The organism is Janthinobacterium amylolyticum (assembly GCF_051380655.1).
Taxonomy (GTDB): domain Bacteria; phylum Pseudomonadota; class Gammaproteobacteria; order Burkholderiales; family Burkholderiaceae_D; genus Janthinobacterium.
The window spans coordinates 477,443-495,190 of record NZ_JBNYXL010000003.1; the positions used below are offsets into that span (position 1 = coordinate 477,443).

Below are 17,748 nucleotides of genomic sequence, written 5' to 3' on the forward strand. Positions count from 1 at the left end.
CAGCCAGCGCCGCCGCGTAATCCACGTCCCGGGAATTTTATTCCAGAAAAATATTGGCACCGATTTCATTGCCAGGCCCAGCGGCGTGAAGTTTCAGCTTGCACATCGCCAAAATTGTGCAGTCGCACAAAAAGATAATAAAAGTGCAAGTTGTTGTTATTTTTAAAGATTGCGAGTATTAAATTGACTTGAAACTAGCGCTTATGTACAGTCGATTGTCGTAAAGTTTTTTAAAACATAACTATTAACTTACAACACAAGGGAATCGACAATGTTGAATGAAACAGTTCTAGCGCGTTCAGTACGCATCATATGCGCAGGCAGTATCGCGCTGACCATGCACTCCGCATTTGCTCAGACCGAAGAGGAAAATGTTACCAAGGTACAAGTCACGGGTTCGCGTCTGACTTCGCCGAATGCCGTTTCGCCTTCCCCGCTGCAAATCCTGACGTCGGCCGATATCGCCGCATCCGGTGCCACCAACTTGCAGGAACTGTTGCTGAAAAATCCAACGTTGGGTACCCCGACCATCAGCCGCACCAATTCCAACTTCCAGACCGCCAGCGTCGGCGTCGCTACGGTTGACCTGCGCAACCTGGGCACGTCGCGTACCCTGGTGCTGGTCAACGGCCGCCGCTTCGTTTCCGGCATTCCCGGCGAATCCGCGGTCGACATGAACACCATTCCGACCGACTTCATCGAACGCGTGGAACTGCTGACCGGTGGCGCATCGGCCGCCTACGGCTCGGACGCTGTGGCAGGTGTGGTCAACATCATCTTGAAACGCAACTTCAATGGCGTGCTGGTCGATGCATCGCTGGGCCAGAGCGACTACCACGACGACTCGAAGAAAAAACTGGCCATTACCTTCGGCACCAGCAGCGCCGACGGCGCCAGCAATATCATGGGTCACTTCGGCTACTCCAAGCAAGGCGCCGTGTACTCGCGCAACCGCAATGGCACCGGTGTCGACAACCAGTCGAAGGCAGCCATCACGGGCGATGCGGCCGACATCTTCACGCCTATCGCGCCGTTCTACTCGAGTATCTCGCCACAAGGCCGTTTCTTCCATGACAGCGGCGAATTCACGTACGACAAGGCTGGCAACGTCATTCCATGGAGCACCAACGGCTCGGCAGCCCTGGCGGCGACGGGCTTCAACCGCAATGCCTTCCGCACCATCGCCGTACCGACAGAACGCTTCCTGTTTGCCACCAACGGCACCCACGCCTTCGATGAAAACCACAGCGCCTTCTTCGAAGGCACATATTCGTCGACCAAGGTCACTTCGCGCATCGAACCGTTCGGCCTGCAAGCAGGCGATATTTTCCCGGATACGGGCCAGGTTCCTGCCGGAACCCTGGTCAACGGTGTCGTGGTGCGCAATCCACTGGTGCCGCAATACCTGTATGACCGTATTACCGACAACGATGGCGACGGCATTCCCGATTACTCGTTCTCGCGCCGCCTGTCCGAAGTCGGTACGCGCGGCAGCACGGCGGAACGCGATACCTTCCGCCTGGCGACCGGTTTGAAGGGCACGATCAAGGATTGGAACTATGAAGCCTTCGTGTCTTATGGCAAAACCAAGGAAGCACAGAATTCGTCCGGCCAGGTGAATGTGCAAAACTTCCGCAATGCCTTGCTGGGTACGCCTGACGGCAATGGCGGCGTGCAGTGCTCGGATGCCATCGCACGTCTGCAAGGTTGCGTGCCAATCAATATCTTTGGCTACAACACCATCTCGCCCGAAGCATTGAAATATGTCACGGCACCTGGTTCGCTGATCACGTCGACCACGCAAAAAATTGCCGGCGGTAACATTAGCGGCGAATTGTTCGAACTGCCAGCAGGCAAGGTCGGCCTGTCGGGCGGCGTCGAATGGCGCCAGGAAGAATCGAGCAGCACGCCCGATCCGCTGACGCAAGCCGGCTTGAACGCAGGCAATGCTACGCCGCCGACGTACGGCAAGTTCAGTGTCAAGGAAGCCTACCTGGAAACCCTGGTACCGATCTTGAAAAACAAGTTCCTGGCGAAACAGCTCGACTTCCGCGCCGCTTACCGCGTTGGCGACTACTCCACTGTCGGCCACACCAACAGCTGGAACACGGGCGTGGAATGGGCGCCGACGGCGGACGTGAAGTTCCGCGCCACGCGTTCGATCTCGACCCGTGCGCCGAACATCAACGAACTGTACTCGCCACCGAGCCAGGACTTCCCGAGCGGCCTGACCGATCCATGCCTGGGCGTCACGGCCAGTACGCCTGGCGCAACCGCAGCTGCCTGCCGCGCCAATCCTTACGTCCTGGCGAATATCCAGGCCAATGGCACGTTCAAGCAGTCGCAAGCCGACTTGCAGGGTATCAGCGGCTACAACCGCGGCAATCCTGACCTGAAGGCCGAGCAAGGCCGCTCGACGACCATCGGCGTGGTCCTGACGCCGCGTTCGATCCCGGCACTGAGCAAGTTCACCTTCACGGCCGACTACTTCGACATCAAGATCTCGGATGCCATCGTCAGCACGCCACGCCAGTATGCGCTGGGCCAATGCTACGGCGGCGGCAACCCGGCATTCTGCAGCTTCATCACGCGCCGTGCCGCCACCAGTGGCGACAACAACGTCGGCGCCCTGACGTATATTGACTCGGCCGTATCGAACAGCGGCGGCCTGGCCACCGAAGGTGTCGACTTGACCGCTTCGTGGGCGGATATGGTTGGCCCAGGCCGCCTGAGCGCCAAGATTCAATATACGCATGTCAAAGAGGGTTACGTCATTCCATTGAAAGATGCGGACAAGACCAAGGAAGAGCGTGATCTGTTTGCAGGCGAAATCGGCGCAGCCAAGAACAAGGCCAACCTGAACCTGGCCTACAAATGGGGCAGCTTCGGCATCAGCAGCACCACGACCTTCATCGGGGCGTCGGCGCTGGATGACCAGTACCTGGCACAGTTCGACCTGCCAGCCAATGCCATCAAGGTTGGCTCGCGCACCTACCAGGACTTCCAGCTCACCTTCGACGTGAAGAAGCAAGTGCAACTGTATCTGGGCATCGACAATGCCTTCGACACGGCCGCACCGATGATCCTGAGCGGCGTGACCGGCAACAGCACCGGCACCAACACCAACGCGGGTACGTATGACCCGATTGGCCGCCGCTACTATGTCGGCGTGCGCGTGACGATGTAATCCTGCGCGGGATGGGGGCGCCAGCGCTCCTCATCCTCGCAACAACGGCGCGCTACGGCGCGCCGTTTTCTTTTCCGCAGAAGAAAATATAGGGAATGGATATGAAGAAATTATTACTGTTGCTGGCGGTATGTGGTCCTGCCATGGCCGACGATGCGGCGACATTGCATTGCCGCACCTTGAAAGATGGCCCGGCACGGCTGGCGTGCTATGACGCCATGCCAGTCGGCGCTGCGCCGGCCGCGGTGGCGGCTGCGGCGCCCATGACGGTGGAACAGCAAAAACAGGCGTTCGGCATGGAAGGCAAGCAAAAACGTGCCGTCGATGCCATGGCGGCACCGCAGCTGGCCAGCCTGAGCAGCCATATTCCCGGCAAGTTCGAAGGCTGGCAGCCGGGGCAGACCATTACCCTGGCCAACGGGCAGCGCTGGAAAGTGGTCGACGGCAGCGATGGCGTGGTGGTCGGCAAGGACTTGAAAGCCACGCTGGTGCGCGGCATGCTGGGCGCCATCTTCCTCGATATCGACGGAGCTTCGCGCTCGCCCAAGGTGGTCCGCATCCAATAGGGCTGGCCAGCGGCAGCCTTGGGGAAAGTACCTGGCAAAATGGCCCGTGGCGGCGCCGCAGCGTATGATAGTGGCAAGTACCGCCACGCCAAAGGAAACCCGCATCCATGCCCTTGCACTACCTGTCGCGCCTGAGCGGCGCCAGGCGCGACCAGCGCGCCAACCTGCAGCTGGGCTGCGTGCTGGCGCTGGTGGCCGGCGCCGTGAATGCGGGCGGCTTCCTGGCCATCGGCGGCTATACCTCGCACATGACGGGCATCGTCTCGGGCATGGCAGATGACTTGGCGCTGGGCAATATCACGGTAGCCTTGGCGGCGCTGGGCGCCTGGCTGGCCTTCGTCAGCGGCGCAGCCGTGACGGCCATCATGGTGAACTGGGGCAAGCGGCGCCGCCTGCACAGCCAGTTCGCCGCCAGCCTGCTGCTGGAAGCGGCGCTGCTATTGCTGTTCGGCCTGACGGGCAACTACCTGGCTGCCATGCCCGACGTGCTCGGTCCCGTCACCATCTTGCTGCTGTGCTTTGTGATGGGCTTGCAGAACGCCATCATCACCAAGATCTCGGGCGCCGTCATCCGCACCACGCACGTGACGGGCTTGTCCACCGATATCGGCATCGAACTGGGCAAGATGGCCTATTACAACCGGCGTGCCTTGCCCGACCGCGTGGTCAGGGTCAACCGGGGCAAGCTCATCACGCACAGCCTGCTGATTGCCTGCTTCTTCGTCGGCGGCGTCAGCGGCGCCCTCGCCTTCAAGCACATCGGCTTTCCCGCCGCCACCATCCTGCTGGCCGGCGTGCTGACCCTGCTGTCCGGCGTGCCCGTGCTGCGCGACCTGCGCCTGCTGTGGCGCTTTTACCGGCGCCGCCTGTACCTCAGCACCTTGCGTTAGCAGAAATATTTTTCTTTATAGCAATAATTTATTGGTTTTAATGCTAATATTTTTCTGCGCCCGGCAAGCTCATCACGCCTGCCGTGGCGGCCTTTTGATTCGACACCCTACCGTTGTCCAATTCTGAAAGCGAGAAAAATGATTTCCATTAAAAAAGCCCTGTTTGTCTTTGCCGCCAGTGTCGGCATCGCCGCTTCGTTCTCCAGCACCGCCGCCGTGCGCTCCTGGGTGCCTTCGGAAAACTGCGATTACATCCTCAACATGTGCTATCAGGGCGTCGAGGCATCATGTGAACAGTGGCGCAATCAGTGCGAACCCAAGGAGTAAGCGCAACAGACGAAAAAAAACGCCCTTGCGGGCGTTTTTTACATGGCGGCCAGAGTTACTTGGCGGACATCAGTGCAACGGTGGTATCGAGCATGCGGTTCGAGAAACCCCACTCGTTGTCATACCACGACGATACTTTGACCAGGCGGCCCGACACTTTGGTCAGGGTCGAATCGAAGTTCGACGAGGCCGGGTTGTGGTTGAAGTCGATCGATACCAGCGGTTCGGTCTGGTACGTCAGGATGCCTTCCAGCGCGCCTTCCGAAGCGGACTTCATCAGGGCGTTGACTTCTTCCACCGTGGTGTCGCGCTTGGCGATGAACGACAGGTCGACCAGCGAGACATTGATGGTCGGCACGCGGATGGCGAAGCCGTCCAGCTTGCCGTTCAGTTCAGGCAGCACCAGGCCAACGGCGGCAGCGGCGCCCGTCTTGGTCGGGATCATGCTCATGGTAGCCGAACGGGCGCGGCGCAGGTCTTCATGCATCACGTCGGACAGCACCTGGTCGTTGGTGTAGGCGTGCACGGTGGTCATCAGGCCAGTTTCGATGCCGATGGCGTCGTTCAGCGGCTTGACCAGCGGTGCCAGGCAGTTGGTGGTGCACGACGCGTTCGAGATGACGGTGTCGGTCGATTTCAGCACGGAATGGTTCACGCCGAACACGACGGTAGCATCCACGTCCTTGCCGCCTGGTGCCGAAATGATGACTTTCTTGGCGCCGCCCTTCAGGTGAGCCGAAGCCTTTTCTTTGGTGGTGAAGAAGCCCGTGCACTCGAGCACAACGTCCACGCCCAGCTCGCCCCATGGGATTTCAGCCGGGTTGCGCTGCGCGAATACGCGGATCGGATCGCCATTGACGATCATGTTGTCGCCCTCGACGGTAACCGTGCCGGGGAACTTGCCGTGCGCGGTGTCGTAGCGGGTCAGGTGGGCGTTCGATTTGGCATCGCCCAGGTCGTTGATGGCAACGATCTGGATATCCTGTTTCTTGCCGCCTTCATAGAAAGCGCGCAATACATTACGGCCGATGCGGCCGTAGCCATTGATTGCAACTTTGATCGTCATACTCTGCTCCTGATTGAATAGAAAGTACTTAGCACATTAAAAAAATCTGCTCGCCGCCGCGCCCATCTGCGGGGCGCTGGCGGCGGAAACGATTAGCCGGCGATAACAGCCTTGACCTTGGCCACGACGTTCTCGACCGTGAAGCCGAAGTGCTTGAACAGCACGCCAGCAGGAGCCGATTCGCCGAAGGTGTCGATACCCACCACGGCGCCTTCCAGGCCCACGTATTTGTACCAGAAGCTGGTCACGCCCGCTTCGATGGCCACGCGCGGCACGCCTTTCGTCAGCACGCTGGCCTTGTAGGCGGCGTCCTGGCGGTCATACACGTCGGTCGACGGCATCGACACGACGCGCACGTTAATGCCTTCCGATGCCAGCGCGCTGGCGGCGGCGACGGCCAGTTCCACTTCGGAACCGGTGGCGATCAGGATCGCCTTGGCATCGGCCACGTCGTTCAGCACATAGCCGCCGCGGTAGATGTTCTCGATCTGTTCGGCGCTACGCTCCTGATATGGCAGGTTCTGGCGCGAGAAGATCAGGGTCGACGGGCCATCCTTGCGGCGCACGGCGGCGCCCCAGGCAGCTGCCGACTCGACGGTATCGCACGGACGCCAGTTGTCCAGGTTCGGGATCAAACGCATCGACGAGACGTGCTCGACCGATTGGTGCGTCGGGCCGTCTTCGCCCAGGCCGATCGAATCGTGGGTAAACACGAAGATCGAACGCAGTTTCATCAGGGCAGCCATGCGCAGCGCATTGCGGCTGTAGTCGGAGAACGTCAGGAACGTGGCGCCGAACGGGATGTAGCCGCCGTGCAGGGTGATGCCGTTCATGATGGCGCTCATGCCGAATTCGCGCACGCCGTAGTTGATGTGATTGCCAGGCTGGCCCGAACGCACGGCCACGCACTCTTTCCAGTTGGTCAGGTTCGAACCGGTCAGGTCGGCCGAGCCGCCGAGGAATTCCGGCAAGGACGACGCCAGTGCCTGGATGGCGTTCTGGCTGGCCTTGCGGGTGGCGATGTTTTCTTTCTTCTCGACGCAGGACGCGATGGCGGCACTCAGGGCCACTTCGAATGCCTGTGGCAAGTCGCCCTGCATGCGGCGCGACAGTTCAGCGGCTTGCTGCGGGAATTCCTTGCCGTAGGCGGCGAAACGCTCGTTCCAGTCTTTTTCCAGCAGGGCACCCTGCTCTTTCGCATCCCAGGCCGCATACACGTCGGCCGGCATCTCGAATGGCGCGGCATCCCAGCCGATGTATTCGCGCACGGCGGCGATTTCCTTGTCGCCCAGCGCGGCGCCGTGGACCTTGTCGCCGCCTTGCAGGTTCGGCGAACCCTTGCCGATGATGGTCTTGCAGCAGATCAGGGTTGGCTTCGATGCAGTCTTGGCGGCAGCGATGGCGGCGGCTACGGCGGCAACATCATGGCCGTCGACGGCGCGGATGACGTTCCAGCCGTACGCTTCGAAGCGTGCCGGGGTGTCGTCCGTGAACCAGCCTTCGACCTTGCCATCGATGGAAATGCCGTTGTCGTCGTACAGGGCGATCAGCTTGTTCAAGCCCAGGGTGCCGGCCAGTGCGCACACTTCGTGCGAAATGCCTTCCATCAGGCAACCGTCGCCGACGAAAGCATAGGTGTGGTGATTGACGATGTCGTGGCCAGGCTTGTTGAATTCAGCGGCCAGCAATTGCTCCGACAGGGCCATGCCGACGGCGTTGGCGATACCCTGGCCCAGGGGGCCGGTAGTCGTTTCAATGCCTGGCGTGATATCGACTTCCGGGTGGCCCGGGGTTTTCGAATGCATCTGGCGGAAAGCCTTGATGTCATCCATCGACAGGTCGTAGCCCGTCAGGTGCAGCAGCGCGTAGTGCAGCATCGAGCCATGGCCGTTCGACAACAGGAAACGGTCGCGGTTCTGCCATTTCGGATTCGCGGGATTGTGGCGATAGTGACCACTCCACAGGGCAACTGCGATCTCGGCCATGCCCATCGGCATGCCAGGATGGCCGGAATTGGCCTTTTGTACAGCGTCCATTGCCAGTGCGCGGATCGCATTGGCCATTTTGGTAGTCGGGAGCGTAGTTGTCATGATGGTGTGGGTCAGTCGCGAGTTTGGGATTCGTTTGCAACAGCACGGACAAGAAAGAACCCAGGCCGGCTGCTTTATGTAGTCAACTATTTTACCAGACTAGGGGGCTGCAAATTAGAATTGCGGCGTACTGGCGGGCCAACTCGCTATACTTTACTGTCATTTCACCCTATTTTCATCCCCGTTGAGGATTTGCATGCCGCGTTTTTACTGCCCCCAGCCGCTCGTCGCCGGCACCACCATCGACCTGCCTGAAGCCGTCGCCCACCATATCGCCGTGGTGCGCCTGGCGCCGGGCGAGCTGATCACCCTGTTCAATGGCGAAGGCGGCGAAGTGCAGGCGTGCCTGGTGACGGTCGCCAAGCGCAGCGTGACGGCCGAGGTGCAGGCGCACGTGGCACGCGAAGCGGAACTGCCCTACGCCGTGACCCTGGCGCAGGCATTGCCGGAAGCGTCGAAGATGGACTGGATCATCGAAAAAGCCATCGAACTGGGCGCGGCAGGCATCGTGCCGCTGGCGGCGCAGCGCTGCGTCGTGCGCCTGTCCGCCGAGCGGGCTGAAAAGAAACTGGCTCACTGGCAAGGCATCATCGTCTCGGCCTCGGAACAAAGCGGACGCAACCGTCTGGCGCAACTGGTGCCACTGCAAGAATTCAACAGCTGGAGCAAACAGCAGGATTTACACAAGCGCATCATTCTGACGCCGCGCGCGCAGCAATCGCTGGCCGACTGGGCGCGCCACCAGCCGCCGCAAGCCGTGACCCTGATGGTGGGGCCGGAAGGCGGCTTTTCCGACGCGGAAGAAAAGGCGGCCCTGGCCGCCGGCGCCATCGGCCTGTCCATGGGGCCGCGCATCCTGCGCACGGAAACGGCGGGCCTGACGGCGCTGGCCACCTTGGGCGCGTTATGGGGCGGCATGTAGGCACAAGCCAGCTTGCCGCAAGGCCGCCCGCATCCCCTCACCCATCCGCCGCGCCGGATGGATGCCACCCGGCACCTCCGCGCTCTTCCGGCAGTTGCGCCAGTCGATACTCCCTGCACATAAAAAAACCCGCCAGGCGAACCTGGCGGGTTGTTTCAGACATTCATCCCAGGCTCCTTGCGGAGCGTGGCATTAGAACGACTGGTTGTAACGCACGTAGACGAAACGGTCGATTGGCAGGTTAGGATCTACCGACGACGACGACGATGCACCGCCGTAGTTGCTGTTGGCGCTGTACACGACCGCTGGCTTCTTGTCGAATACGTTATTCGCGCCGACCATGATGCGGCCTTTCCAAGGCGTAGCGTAAGAAACGTTCAGATCGTTATACACAGTGGCGCCGACCTTGTTGTACGCGGTACGGACTTCAGTAGCCGGGTTCGAGCACTCGATGTCGTCGCCAAAGGCGCAATCAGCCTTGGTGCCGGAGATAAAGCGCGACGTGAACGAAGCACTCCAGTTGCCCAGAGCCCAATCCAGCGTCAGATTCGACTTCAGACGTGGCGTACCGAAATCGCCGGTGTACTCGTTCCAATCGGACGTTGCCGAGCTCTTGGTACGGAAAGTCTTGACCCAGGTCGATTGCGAATTGAGCGTGAACTGACCGTATGCCGTACGTGGCAGACGGTAAGCCAGACCAATGTCGACGCCTTCGGTTTCCATCGTACCCAGATTGGTATTGCCACGATTAAGGCTGATGATGGCGCCTGTCGAATCACGTTTCAGGTTGTTGCAGAACTCTTGAACGCCGTACTGGTAGCACTGGCTCAAGGTGTAAGGCGTACTCACTGCCGTGATGCGATTTTCGATCTGGATGTTAAACCAGTCCAGGGTAGTGGTAAAGCCTGGCACGAACGACGGGCTGTACACCAGACCCAGGGTACGGGTCGTCGCCGTTTCAGGCTTCAGGCTGCTGTTACCCGCACCCGTGTTGAACGGGATTGCGGTCTGTGCAGCAGCAGTCACCATCGCGCCAGTCGCATTGCGCTGACGGTAGTCGCTTGGAACGCCGCCTTTCGCGCAGTTTGCCGCAACCGTCGGGTTGGAGGTCTGGCCGTATTTGCTATCGCAAATATCCAGATAGCTGTCGAAGGATTGCGAACCGCCGCCGAAAGTATCATTCAGCGATGGAGCGCGGAAACCTTGAGCCCAGGTACCACGTGTCAGCAGGTCATTGACCGGTTTCCACATGAAGCTGGCCTTGCTGTTGGTCGTCGTGCCGAAGTTGCTGTAGTCCGAGTAGCGGCTAGCCAGATCGAGCGTCAGCAGCTTTGCGAACGGTTGGTCTTTCAGCAAAGGAATAATCGTTTCCAGGTACACTTCCTTGACCGTGTAGCGGCCAAAGGTGGCGTTACCTGCCAGGTCCGTGGTCAGATTCGACTGTGCGAACTGATCGGGAACGTCGTAACCGCGGACTTCGCGATGCTCCACGCCGCCGGCAAAGCCAACCGAACCCGCTGGCAGCGAGAACAGTTCACCCGTGATATCGGCAGTGACGCTGTTGACCGTGCTGCCGTAGGTGGCCTGGCCGTTTGCGGCGATATATTTCAACGCTTCCGGCGTGGATGCCGATGGACCGCCCAGGATGTTGAACGGTGTGCACTCTGCCAGACCGATCGGGTTGGCTGCCGTACCGCATTGCACCACGCCACTGGCGTTCAGGAACGACGGGCCCAGAGCCTTTTTCAGGTTGATCAGGTTCAAGTTACCGGTGCTCGACGACAAGCCGGTTACGGCATTGTGGTTGTAGCCTACGCTCCAGCCCCATGGCAGGCCGCGCAGCGTGAAGTCGCCTTCCAGCGAAGCATCGATGTGGACTGTCTGGTTCTTGCTCTCGGTAACACGCGGCATTTCAATCATGCGACGGTAGAAGAACGCGTCCGAACCAGCACCGCCGGTGACGGAGGCGCCGATCGGGTTGTAATAGCTGTTCTTGTCGAGGTAGACAGGATACTTTGCCTGGCTCAGGCTGTTGAGCGGGTAGCCGCCGTTTTGACGGGTGGCGTTACGCTCCGAGAACATCGCCGTGCTGGCAAAACGGATGCCCATAGGCAGTTCATACGTGCCCTTGGTAAACATCGTCGTCAGCGTATTCGGCGACTGGAACATCATTTGCTCGGTCGTGTTGAACAGATCGTCCGGTGCTGCCGCATACGGGTGGTAGCTGGCCGGATTGCGCGAATCGGAACCCACGCCGTTCGGGCTTTGCCATGTGCCGGTGTGATTCAGATATTGGTTGACGCCGGTCGCAGCGCCGCTAGCGCTGACTTGACGGTAACGTCCCCACTGACCAACGCCAAGGCCGTCGAGTGGATGGTCAGGACCGTAGGTGGTGGCGGTGGACTTGCGATCCTTGGACCATACGACACCCGAAGTGGTGTGCGACAGGCCAAACATCAGGTTGGCTTTTTCGTCGCCAGCGCCATACGAGAAGCTGTAGTCCGAGTTCTTGCCATCACCCTTGTCGTTTTCACCCTTGTAGACGCTCATGTTGGCGCCTTGCATGGATTTTTTCAGAATGATGTTGACCACGCCGGAAATCGCGTCGGAACCGTAGATGGCCGATGCGCCATCTTTCAGCACTTCAATGCGTTCGATCATGGACGTAGGTACCGTCGACATGTCGGTGTAGCCGGCAACGGTGGTGGTCCAGCGCTTGCCGTTAACCAGCACCAGCAGACGTTGCGAACCCAGGCCGCGCATGTCGATGTACTGGCCGCCTTGCTCGCGGTTCGACGTCAGGGTCGATCCTTTGCTGAACGCTGGAGGACCGGCCGAAGTCAGTTGATTCAAGACATCGCCAACAGTCACCAGACCAGTCGCCTGGATCTGTTGCGCCGTCATTTTCAGAACGGGTTGAGCGGTCTCGAGATCGACCTGGCGAATGCGCGAGCCGGTAATTTCGACACGCTGTGGTGCTTCAGCTTCAGCTTGCGCCTGAGCAAAAGCGGTCATCGTATTCAATGCCAATGCCACTGCTACGGCAATCTTGGTGCGTTGATGCATAAGTTCTCCGATTTGAAATACTACCTACTGATCTAGTCAGGCTCTTGTAAACATAAAATTATGTTTAATGTCTTTCTTCCCGCGCCATCGGCCGTGTGTCCAACCGTTTATCGCTTTATGAGCGAGCCAGCGTCGTTACTATGACATTACGCCATCAAACCATTTTCAAAGCAGCACTGTCAATAATACTAAAAAACGGATTCATCCAAGAAACAACACTTTTTCTGATACCAACGTTTTAGTTTGCGCCAAAAAAAATTATTGCTACACTGCCTAGCAAATTCATATGCACCAACACGGTGCGTGCCAGATACTGCCTGTGTTTTGTACGCCTTTTCCTAGTGCGTCCCATTTACACGACGGAAATGCACCACAGCGCCCGCCGATGTTGGAAAAAAAATGCCGGCGTTGCTGAAAAAAAGTCCGCCAAACCGCTACCTTGTCCCTGGTGCACCAATGTGGCGCACCGGGACAGCAGCCATTCCAGCGCCTCTCCCGCATGGCACGGGCGTGGCGGCAGGCGCCGGCGCCAAGTAGCCTGTTGGTAACAGAGGCAACAATTAGCATGTTGGAAAAATACAACAAAATAAACTAAAGCTATCAAAACTTCATTTTTTGCTCTACATTACGATCCAGCTTTCAAAGAAATAGTGACGTTGCAATGCAGCATCCGCGCTGATCGGATGCGTAAATATCCGCATTCCAAAGTTATTTTTTAATAAGAGATTTTATTAGCCCAATTTTCACGAGAATATACCCGCATATATTTCCGCAAGATTTATTCCGCACCACAGTACCATTCTCCGTCCCATCTAAAAAGATCAGCGTCGCCATTACGCCGATCAGCCCAGCACCATTCAAAACGCGTATTCGATTCAATGCTGCGCAATAAATAAACCCGCACCATTTCATATTGCATTTCCGTCTCTGCGCGCTATCGCAGTATTGAGAAGCCATTCCCACCGCGCCACGCCAGCATGTATTTTTCCTGCCGTGCCGCCGGCATCGCGCCCGGTATCCGGCGGCCGCATCGGCAACAACACGCCGCACAGCAGGTAAAATAGCGTCCTGACGGCGCCGTGCACGCGGCCCACACCCACTCTCCGCTAGATACGGAGCCCGGCAATTTTTGAAAATACACACCATGTTGCGACTCAACGAAGTAAAACTCCCCCTCGAACACGACGATGCGGCCCTGCCCGCCGCCATCCTGGCACGGCTCGGCATCGACGCCGCCGACCTGCTTGGCTTTACCGTCTTCAAGCGCAGCTATGACGCGCGCAAGCGCAGCGCCGTGGTGTTGATTTACTCGCTGCATGTCGAAGTCAGCAACGAGGCCGCCGTGCTGGCGCGCCTGCAACATGATGTGCACCTGATGCCGGCGCCCGACACCGACTATAAATTCGTCGCCGGTGGTGAACAGCTGGCTGGCCACAGCAATGAACCGCGCCCCATCGTCATCGGTACCGGTCCGTGCGGCCTGTTCGTAGCGCTGATCCTGGCGCAGATGGGTTTGCGGCCCATCATCCTCGAGCGGGGCAAGCAGGTACGCGAACGCACGGTTGATACTTTCGGTTTCTGGCGCAAGCGCGAACTGAACCCGGAATCGAACGTGCAGTTCGGCGAGGGCGGCGCCGGCACCTTTTCCGACGGCAAGTTATACAGCCAGATCAAGGATCCCAAGCATTACGGCCGCAAGGTTCTGACGGAATTCGTCAAGGCCGGCGCGCCGGAAGAGATCATGTATGTGAGCAAGCCGCACATCGGCACCTTCCGCCTGGTCAAGATGGTGGAAGAAATGCGCGCCAATATCGAGCAGCTGGGCGGCGAATACCGCTTCAGCAGCAAAGTCGTCGATATCGACATCGTGCCCGGCGCCGATGGCGGCCAGGTGCGCGGCGTGGTGCTGGCCAGCGGCGAAACCATCGCCAGCAACCACGTGGTGCTGGCCATCGGCCACAGCGCGCGCGACACGTTTGAAATGCTGCACCGCCGCGGCGTGTACATCGAGGCCAAGCCGTTCTCGATCGGCTTCCGCGTGGAACACCCGCAATCCTTGATCGACAGCTGCCGCTTCGGCCCCAGCGCCGGCCACCCCATCCTCGGCGCGGCCGACTACAAGCTCGTGCACCACGCCAGCAATGGCCGTTCCGTCTACAGCTTCTGCATGTGCCCGGGCGGCACGGTGGTGGCGGCAGCATCCGAGCCAGGCCGCCTGGTGACGAACGGCATGAGCCAGTATTCGCGCAATGAGCGCAATGCCAACAGCGCCATCGTCGTCGGCATCACGCCGGCTGACTATCCTGGCGACCCGTTGGCCGGCATCGCCCTGCAGCGCGAACTGGAAGAGCGCGCGTTTGCCCTCGGTGGCGGCAACTACGATGCGCCAGGGCAATTGGTAGGTGACTTCGTGGCCGGGCGCGCCTCGACGGAGTTTGGCAGCGTCGTGCCGTCGTACAAGCCCGCCGTGCACCTGACGGACCTGGCCCCTTCGCTGCCCGAGTATGCGATCACGGCCCTGCGTGAAGCCTTCCCCGCGTTCAACAAGCAGATCAAGGGTTACTACAAGGCCGACGCCGTGCTGACGGGAGTGGAAACGCGTACCTCGTCGCCGATCCGCATCAAGCGCCGCGACGACGACCTGCAAAGCCTCAACACGCGCGGATTGTTCCCCGCCGGCGAAGGTGCCGGCTATGCTGGCGGCATCCTGTCGGCGGCAGTCGACGGCATCAAGGTGGCCGAAGCCGTCGCCCTGTCCATGGCCGCGCGCGGCAAGTAAGCGCCGCGCCGCCACTGGCGGCAAGCAAAAAAAAGCCCGGGCATGCCCGGGCTTTTCAATTTACAGCCTGCAACTGATTAAAACTTGTAGCTGCCGCGCACGTAGACCGTGCGGCCGATGGCATCGGCGAAGCGTGGGTCATAGCCAGCCTGGAACGTCGTTGTTTGATAGCTCAGTGGCGGTTCGCGGTCGAACAGGTTGCGCACGCCAGCCGTCAAGGTCAGGGCCTTGGTGGCGGCCACGGCAGCAAATGCATCGAAGGTGGTGTAGGACGCCACTTTGAATTCAGGATCCTGATCGACATAGCCGGACTTGTAATGGCCCGTCATGCCGCCGCTGAAGATGCCGCTATTCCAGTTCAAGGTCACGTTATGCTGCCAGCGGAAGACCGGCGCAGGACCCGAATACACGCCAACGTTCTGCTTCCAGGCGCCGCCTTCAGCACTTTGGTACTCATACTTGTTGACATAGGTGCTGTTGGATACCACGGCAAAGGTACCGTAGTCGCTGGTGCGCAAACGGTAGTTCACGCTCAAGTCGATACCGCGGGTCTTCACGCCACCCAGGTTCTGCGTGCGCAGGTCGACGTAGCCGCAGGTGGCCGGATTCGGGCATTGCGAGCCGTCCGTTGCCAGGTTGCCACCCGGATTGCGGTGAAACACGCTGGCGTAGGTGGCTGGGTCGGCAAACACGTCATCTTCGCTGAGGATGCCAATCGAATGGTCGAGCTTGATATCCCAGTAGTCGATGCCGATGCTCAGGTCGGCGACCGGCTCGAATACCACACCGAAGGTAATGTTGCGCGACTCTTCCGGCTGCAGTTTCTTGTTGCCGCCGTACAGGGCCTGGAACTGCTGCTTGCAGTTTGCAGCCGTTGGCTTGCCAGGTATGGCCGTGCCGTTAGGGCAGTTGACGGGATCGTTCTGCAGGCTGGTATTGGTGTAGGTCTGCGACGAATTGATCTCGTACAGCGATGGCGCGCGGAAACCGGTCGAATACGAACCGCGGAACAGCACTTCCTTGGTTGGCTGGTAGCGGAACGCCACTTTCGGATTGGTCGTATTGCCGAAGTCGCTGTAGCGGTCATAGCGCACGGCGGCGGTGACGTCGAGGGTCTTGAAGATAGGCACGTTCAGCTCGGCATACACGGCTTGCGTGGTGCGCGAACCTTCATCATGCGTTTCCGGGTCGATACCGGTACTGGCGACGACCTTGGCCGCATACTCCGCATTCGCGGTGCTGAGGAACTTCTCGTGGCCCACTTGTGCACCGACGGCCAGCGCGGCGGAGCGGCCAGCGCCAAACCAGTCGCTCAGCTCGCGGCTGGCATTGAAGTCGGCCACCTTGGTCGTGCCCTTGGCGTTGCGCACATTACCGTTCAGCAAAGCGCTGTTCAGCAAGGCCGTGCCGGCCGCGTCCTGTTCGCCGTAAGGATTGATCACGCCATCGAGGATGCCTTTCGTGATGATGCCGCCATCGCTGTAGCCCATCAGGTTCACGGCAACCTTGTTTTCATTGAACGTCAGCGCGGCGTTGTAATCCCAGCCGGCGAGATTGCCATTCAAGCCAGCCACGAAACGCTGTTGCTTGTTGATGTTTTCGTCCGCACGCGAGCCGTTCGGCAAATCGCGCCACTTGACATGCACGAAGCCGGGGTTGACGCCGGCAGGCAAATTCGCTTCCGTATAGGTCGGGCTCAGCGAGATGTTCGGCGTAAAGTTGCCGTTGCCTGGGAAGTAGGGATTGAGCGAACCGTCAGGACGGGTGCGGTTCTGGAACAGGCCGCCGTATGGTACCGGGGCGATGGCGCTGTACACTTTGCTTTCGCTGTTCAGGTATTCCAGGCTCAGTTCGTGGTTCGCATTGAGCTTCAGGGTACCCTTGATCAGACCGGTGGTACGCTCGCTTTTCGGCACGTAATCGACGAAGCTCGAGGTGGTCATGCTGCAGCTGGTGCCGTCACCGCCAGGGACGAGGAAAGTACCGGTGGCGCAGCTCGGCGCCGTCGGGTTGCCGCTCTTGTCATCCTGGTAGTAATTGGCCGGGCTGGTGGTCGGCGAGATGCCACCCGGATAACGCGTATTGTAGTTGCGCTGGGTGCCCGTGATGGCGCGCTGGCCCTGGTGGTCCAGCATGCCGAAGATGTTGAAGCCGTCCTTTTCCAGGTCGCCATAGCCGAAGCCGATGTTGGCGCTGTTGGAGAAGCCACCCGATTGCTCGGGCATGTCGGCACCGACGCTGACGATGCCGCCCTGGAAGTCCTTGCGGGTGATAAAGTTGATCACGCCACCGACCGCATCGCTGCCGTACAGCGACGATGCGCCATCGCGCAGCACTTCGACGCGCTCGAGCGCGGCAAACGGGATCATGTTCAAGTCTGGCGCCGAACTGTCAAGTGCATTGTTGGCCAGGCGGCGGCCATTCAACAGCACCAGCGTCTTGTTGGCGCCGATACCGCGCAAGTCGGCGAACGAGGCGCCGCCGGTGCCCAGGCCGACCACCTGGCTGGTGCCTTGCGATGCCTGGGACGCGCTCAGGTTCGACATGACTTGTTCAATGGTGGTGATGCCCTGTTTCTTCAGGTCATCCATTTTCAGGATCGTGACGGGTACCGATGTTTCACCATCGATACGCTTGATGGCCGAGCCGGTAATTTCCACGCGCTGGATCGGCGCGTCGGATTGTTGCGCCATCGCTGGCTGGGCCAGCAAGGTCAGGCTGGCCATGACTGCGCCGCTGGTAAACATCAAACGTAAAGAACGAGACAAGACTGTTTCCATCATCATTGCAAACTCCCCTAATTTTTATCGCATGATCATCACGTAAGCTAGCGTCACCGAAGATCCAGGTGGCTA

At 59.6% G+C, this 17,748-nt stretch carries 10 protein-coding genes; 6 read left to right on the top strand and 4 right to left on the bottom strand.

The features are described 5' to 3' along the window. Nucleotides 1-337 precede the first annotated feature (337 nt). The 4 genes from ACQ4WR_RS08640 (at nt 338) to ACQ4WR_RS08655 (ending at nt 4,970) form a co-directional block, all read left to right on the top strand. Nucleotides 338-3,187, top strand: coding sequence for a TonB-dependent receptor domain-containing protein (locus ACQ4WR_RS08640; RefSeq protein ID WP_436486640.1), 2,850 nt, complete (start codon nt 338-340; stop codon nt 3,185-3,187). 101 nt (nt 3,188-3,288) lie between these two features. After that, nucleotides 3,289-3,753, top strand: coding sequence for a hypothetical protein (locus tag ACQ4WR_RS08645; RefSeq protein ID WP_258003097.1), 465 nt, complete (start codon nt 3,289-3,291; stop codon nt 3,751-3,753). Nucleotides 3,754-3,860: 107 nt separating this feature from the next. Next, nucleotides 3,861-4,643, top strand: coding sequence for a YoaK family protein (locus ACQ4WR_RS08650; protein ID WP_102296589.1), 783 nt, complete (start codon nt 3,861-3,863; stop codon nt 4,641-4,643). 138 nt (nt 4,644-4,781) lie between these two features. Next, nucleotides 4,782-4,970: a major surface glycoprotein gene (locus ACQ4WR_RS08655; RefSeq protein ID WP_146012443.1), complete on the top strand. Its 189-nt coding sequence runs from the start codon at nt 4,782-4,784 to the stop codon at nt 4,968-4,970. Nucleotides 4,971-5,025: 55 nt separating this feature from the next. Here the strand turns inward: ACQ4WR_RS08655 and gap are convergent, their stop codons facing one another. Together gap and tkt are read right to left on the bottom strand one after the other, a co-directional pair. Beyond that, entirely contained in the window at nt 5,026-6,036 is a 1,011-nt protein-coding gene (gene gap, locus ACQ4WR_RS08660) for a type I glyceraldehyde-3-phosphate dehydrogenase (protein WP_046685413.1), read from the bottom strand. Nucleotides 6,037-6,128: 92 nt separating this feature from the next. After that, nucleotides 6,129-8,126, bottom strand: coding sequence for a transketolase (gene tkt / locus ACQ4WR_RS08665; protein ID WP_436486643.1), 1,998 nt, complete (start codon nt 8,124-8,126; stop codon nt 6,129-6,131). A 196-nt stretch (nt 8,127-8,322) separates the two neighbouring features. Here tkt and ACQ4WR_RS08670 point away from each other — a divergent pair, with 196 nt between their 5' ends. Next, entirely contained in the window at nt 8,323-9,048 is a 726-nt protein-coding gene (locus ACQ4WR_RS08670) for a 16S rRNA (uracil(1498)-N(3))-methyltransferase (RefSeq protein WP_436486645.1), read from the top strand. A 192-nt stretch (nt 9,049-9,240) separates the two neighbouring features. Here the strand turns inward: ACQ4WR_RS08670 and ACQ4WR_RS08675 are convergent, their stop codons facing one another. Then, complete coding sequence (locus ACQ4WR_RS08675; protein ID WP_436486646.1) at nt 9,241-12,114, bottom strand: TonB-dependent receptor domain-containing protein; 2,874 nt, start codon at nt 12,112-12,114, stop codon at nt 9,241-9,243. 1,144 nt (nt 12,115-13,258) lie between these two features. Here ACQ4WR_RS08675 and ACQ4WR_RS08680 point away from each other — a divergent pair. After that, nucleotides 13,259-14,893 carry an NAD(P)/FAD-dependent oxidoreductase gene (locus tag ACQ4WR_RS08680; protein WP_436486648.1) on the top strand — a complete coding sequence of 545 codons (1,635 nt, stop codon included), beginning with the start codon at nt 13,259-13,261 and terminating at the stop codon, nt 14,891-14,893. Nucleotides 14,894-14,970: 77 nt separating this feature from the next. On the opposite strand, the gene ACQ4WR_RS08685 is transcribed toward ACQ4WR_RS08680, so the two are convergent. After that, nucleotides 14,971-17,661 (bottom strand): TonB-dependent receptor, encoded by a 2,691-nt coding sequence (locus ACQ4WR_RS08685; RefSeq protein ID WP_436486650.1) that lies wholly within the window; start codon nt 17,659-17,661, stop codon nt 14,971-14,973. Between the last annotated feature and the right edge of the window lie 87 nt (nt 17,662-17,748).

What these genes read in the sequence shown, in the direction of transcription:
- ACQ4WR_RS08640 (WP_436486640.1), top strand. Translation starts at nt 338, where the DNA reads ATGCACTCCGCATTTGCTCAGACCGAAGAGGAAAATGTTACCAAGGTA.
- ACQ4WR_RS08645 (WP_258003097.1), top strand. Translation starts at nt 3,289, where the DNA reads ATGAAGAAATTATTACTGTTGCTGGCGGTATGTGGTCCTGCCATGGCC.
- ACQ4WR_RS08650 (WP_102296589.1), top strand. Translation starts at nt 3,861, where the DNA reads ATGCCCTTGCACTACCTGTCGCGCCTGAGCGGCGCCAGGCGCGACCAG.
- ACQ4WR_RS08655 (WP_146012443.1), top strand. Translation starts at nt 4,782, where the DNA reads ATGATTTCCATTAAAAAAGCCCTGTTTGTCTTTGCCGCCAGTGTCGGC.
- gap (WP_046685413.1), bottom strand. Translation starts at nt 6,036, where the DNA reads ATGACGATCAAAGTTGCAATCAATGGCTACGGCCGCATCGGCCGTAAT.
- tkt (WP_436486643.1), bottom strand. Translation starts at nt 8,126, where the DNA reads ATGACAACTACGCTCCCGACTACCAAAATGGCCAATGCGATCCGCGCA.
- ACQ4WR_RS08670 (WP_436486645.1), top strand. Translation starts at nt 8,323, where the DNA reads ATGCCGCGTTTTTACTGCCCCCAGCCGCTCGTCGCCGGCACCACCATC.
- ACQ4WR_RS08675 (WP_436486646.1), bottom strand. Translation starts at nt 12,114, where the DNA reads ATGCATCAACGCACCAAGATTGCCGTAGCAGTGGCATTGGCATTGAAT.
- ACQ4WR_RS08680 (WP_436486648.1), top strand. Translation starts at nt 13,259, where the DNA reads ATGTTGCGACTCAACGAAGTAAAACTCCCCCTCGAACACGACGATGCG.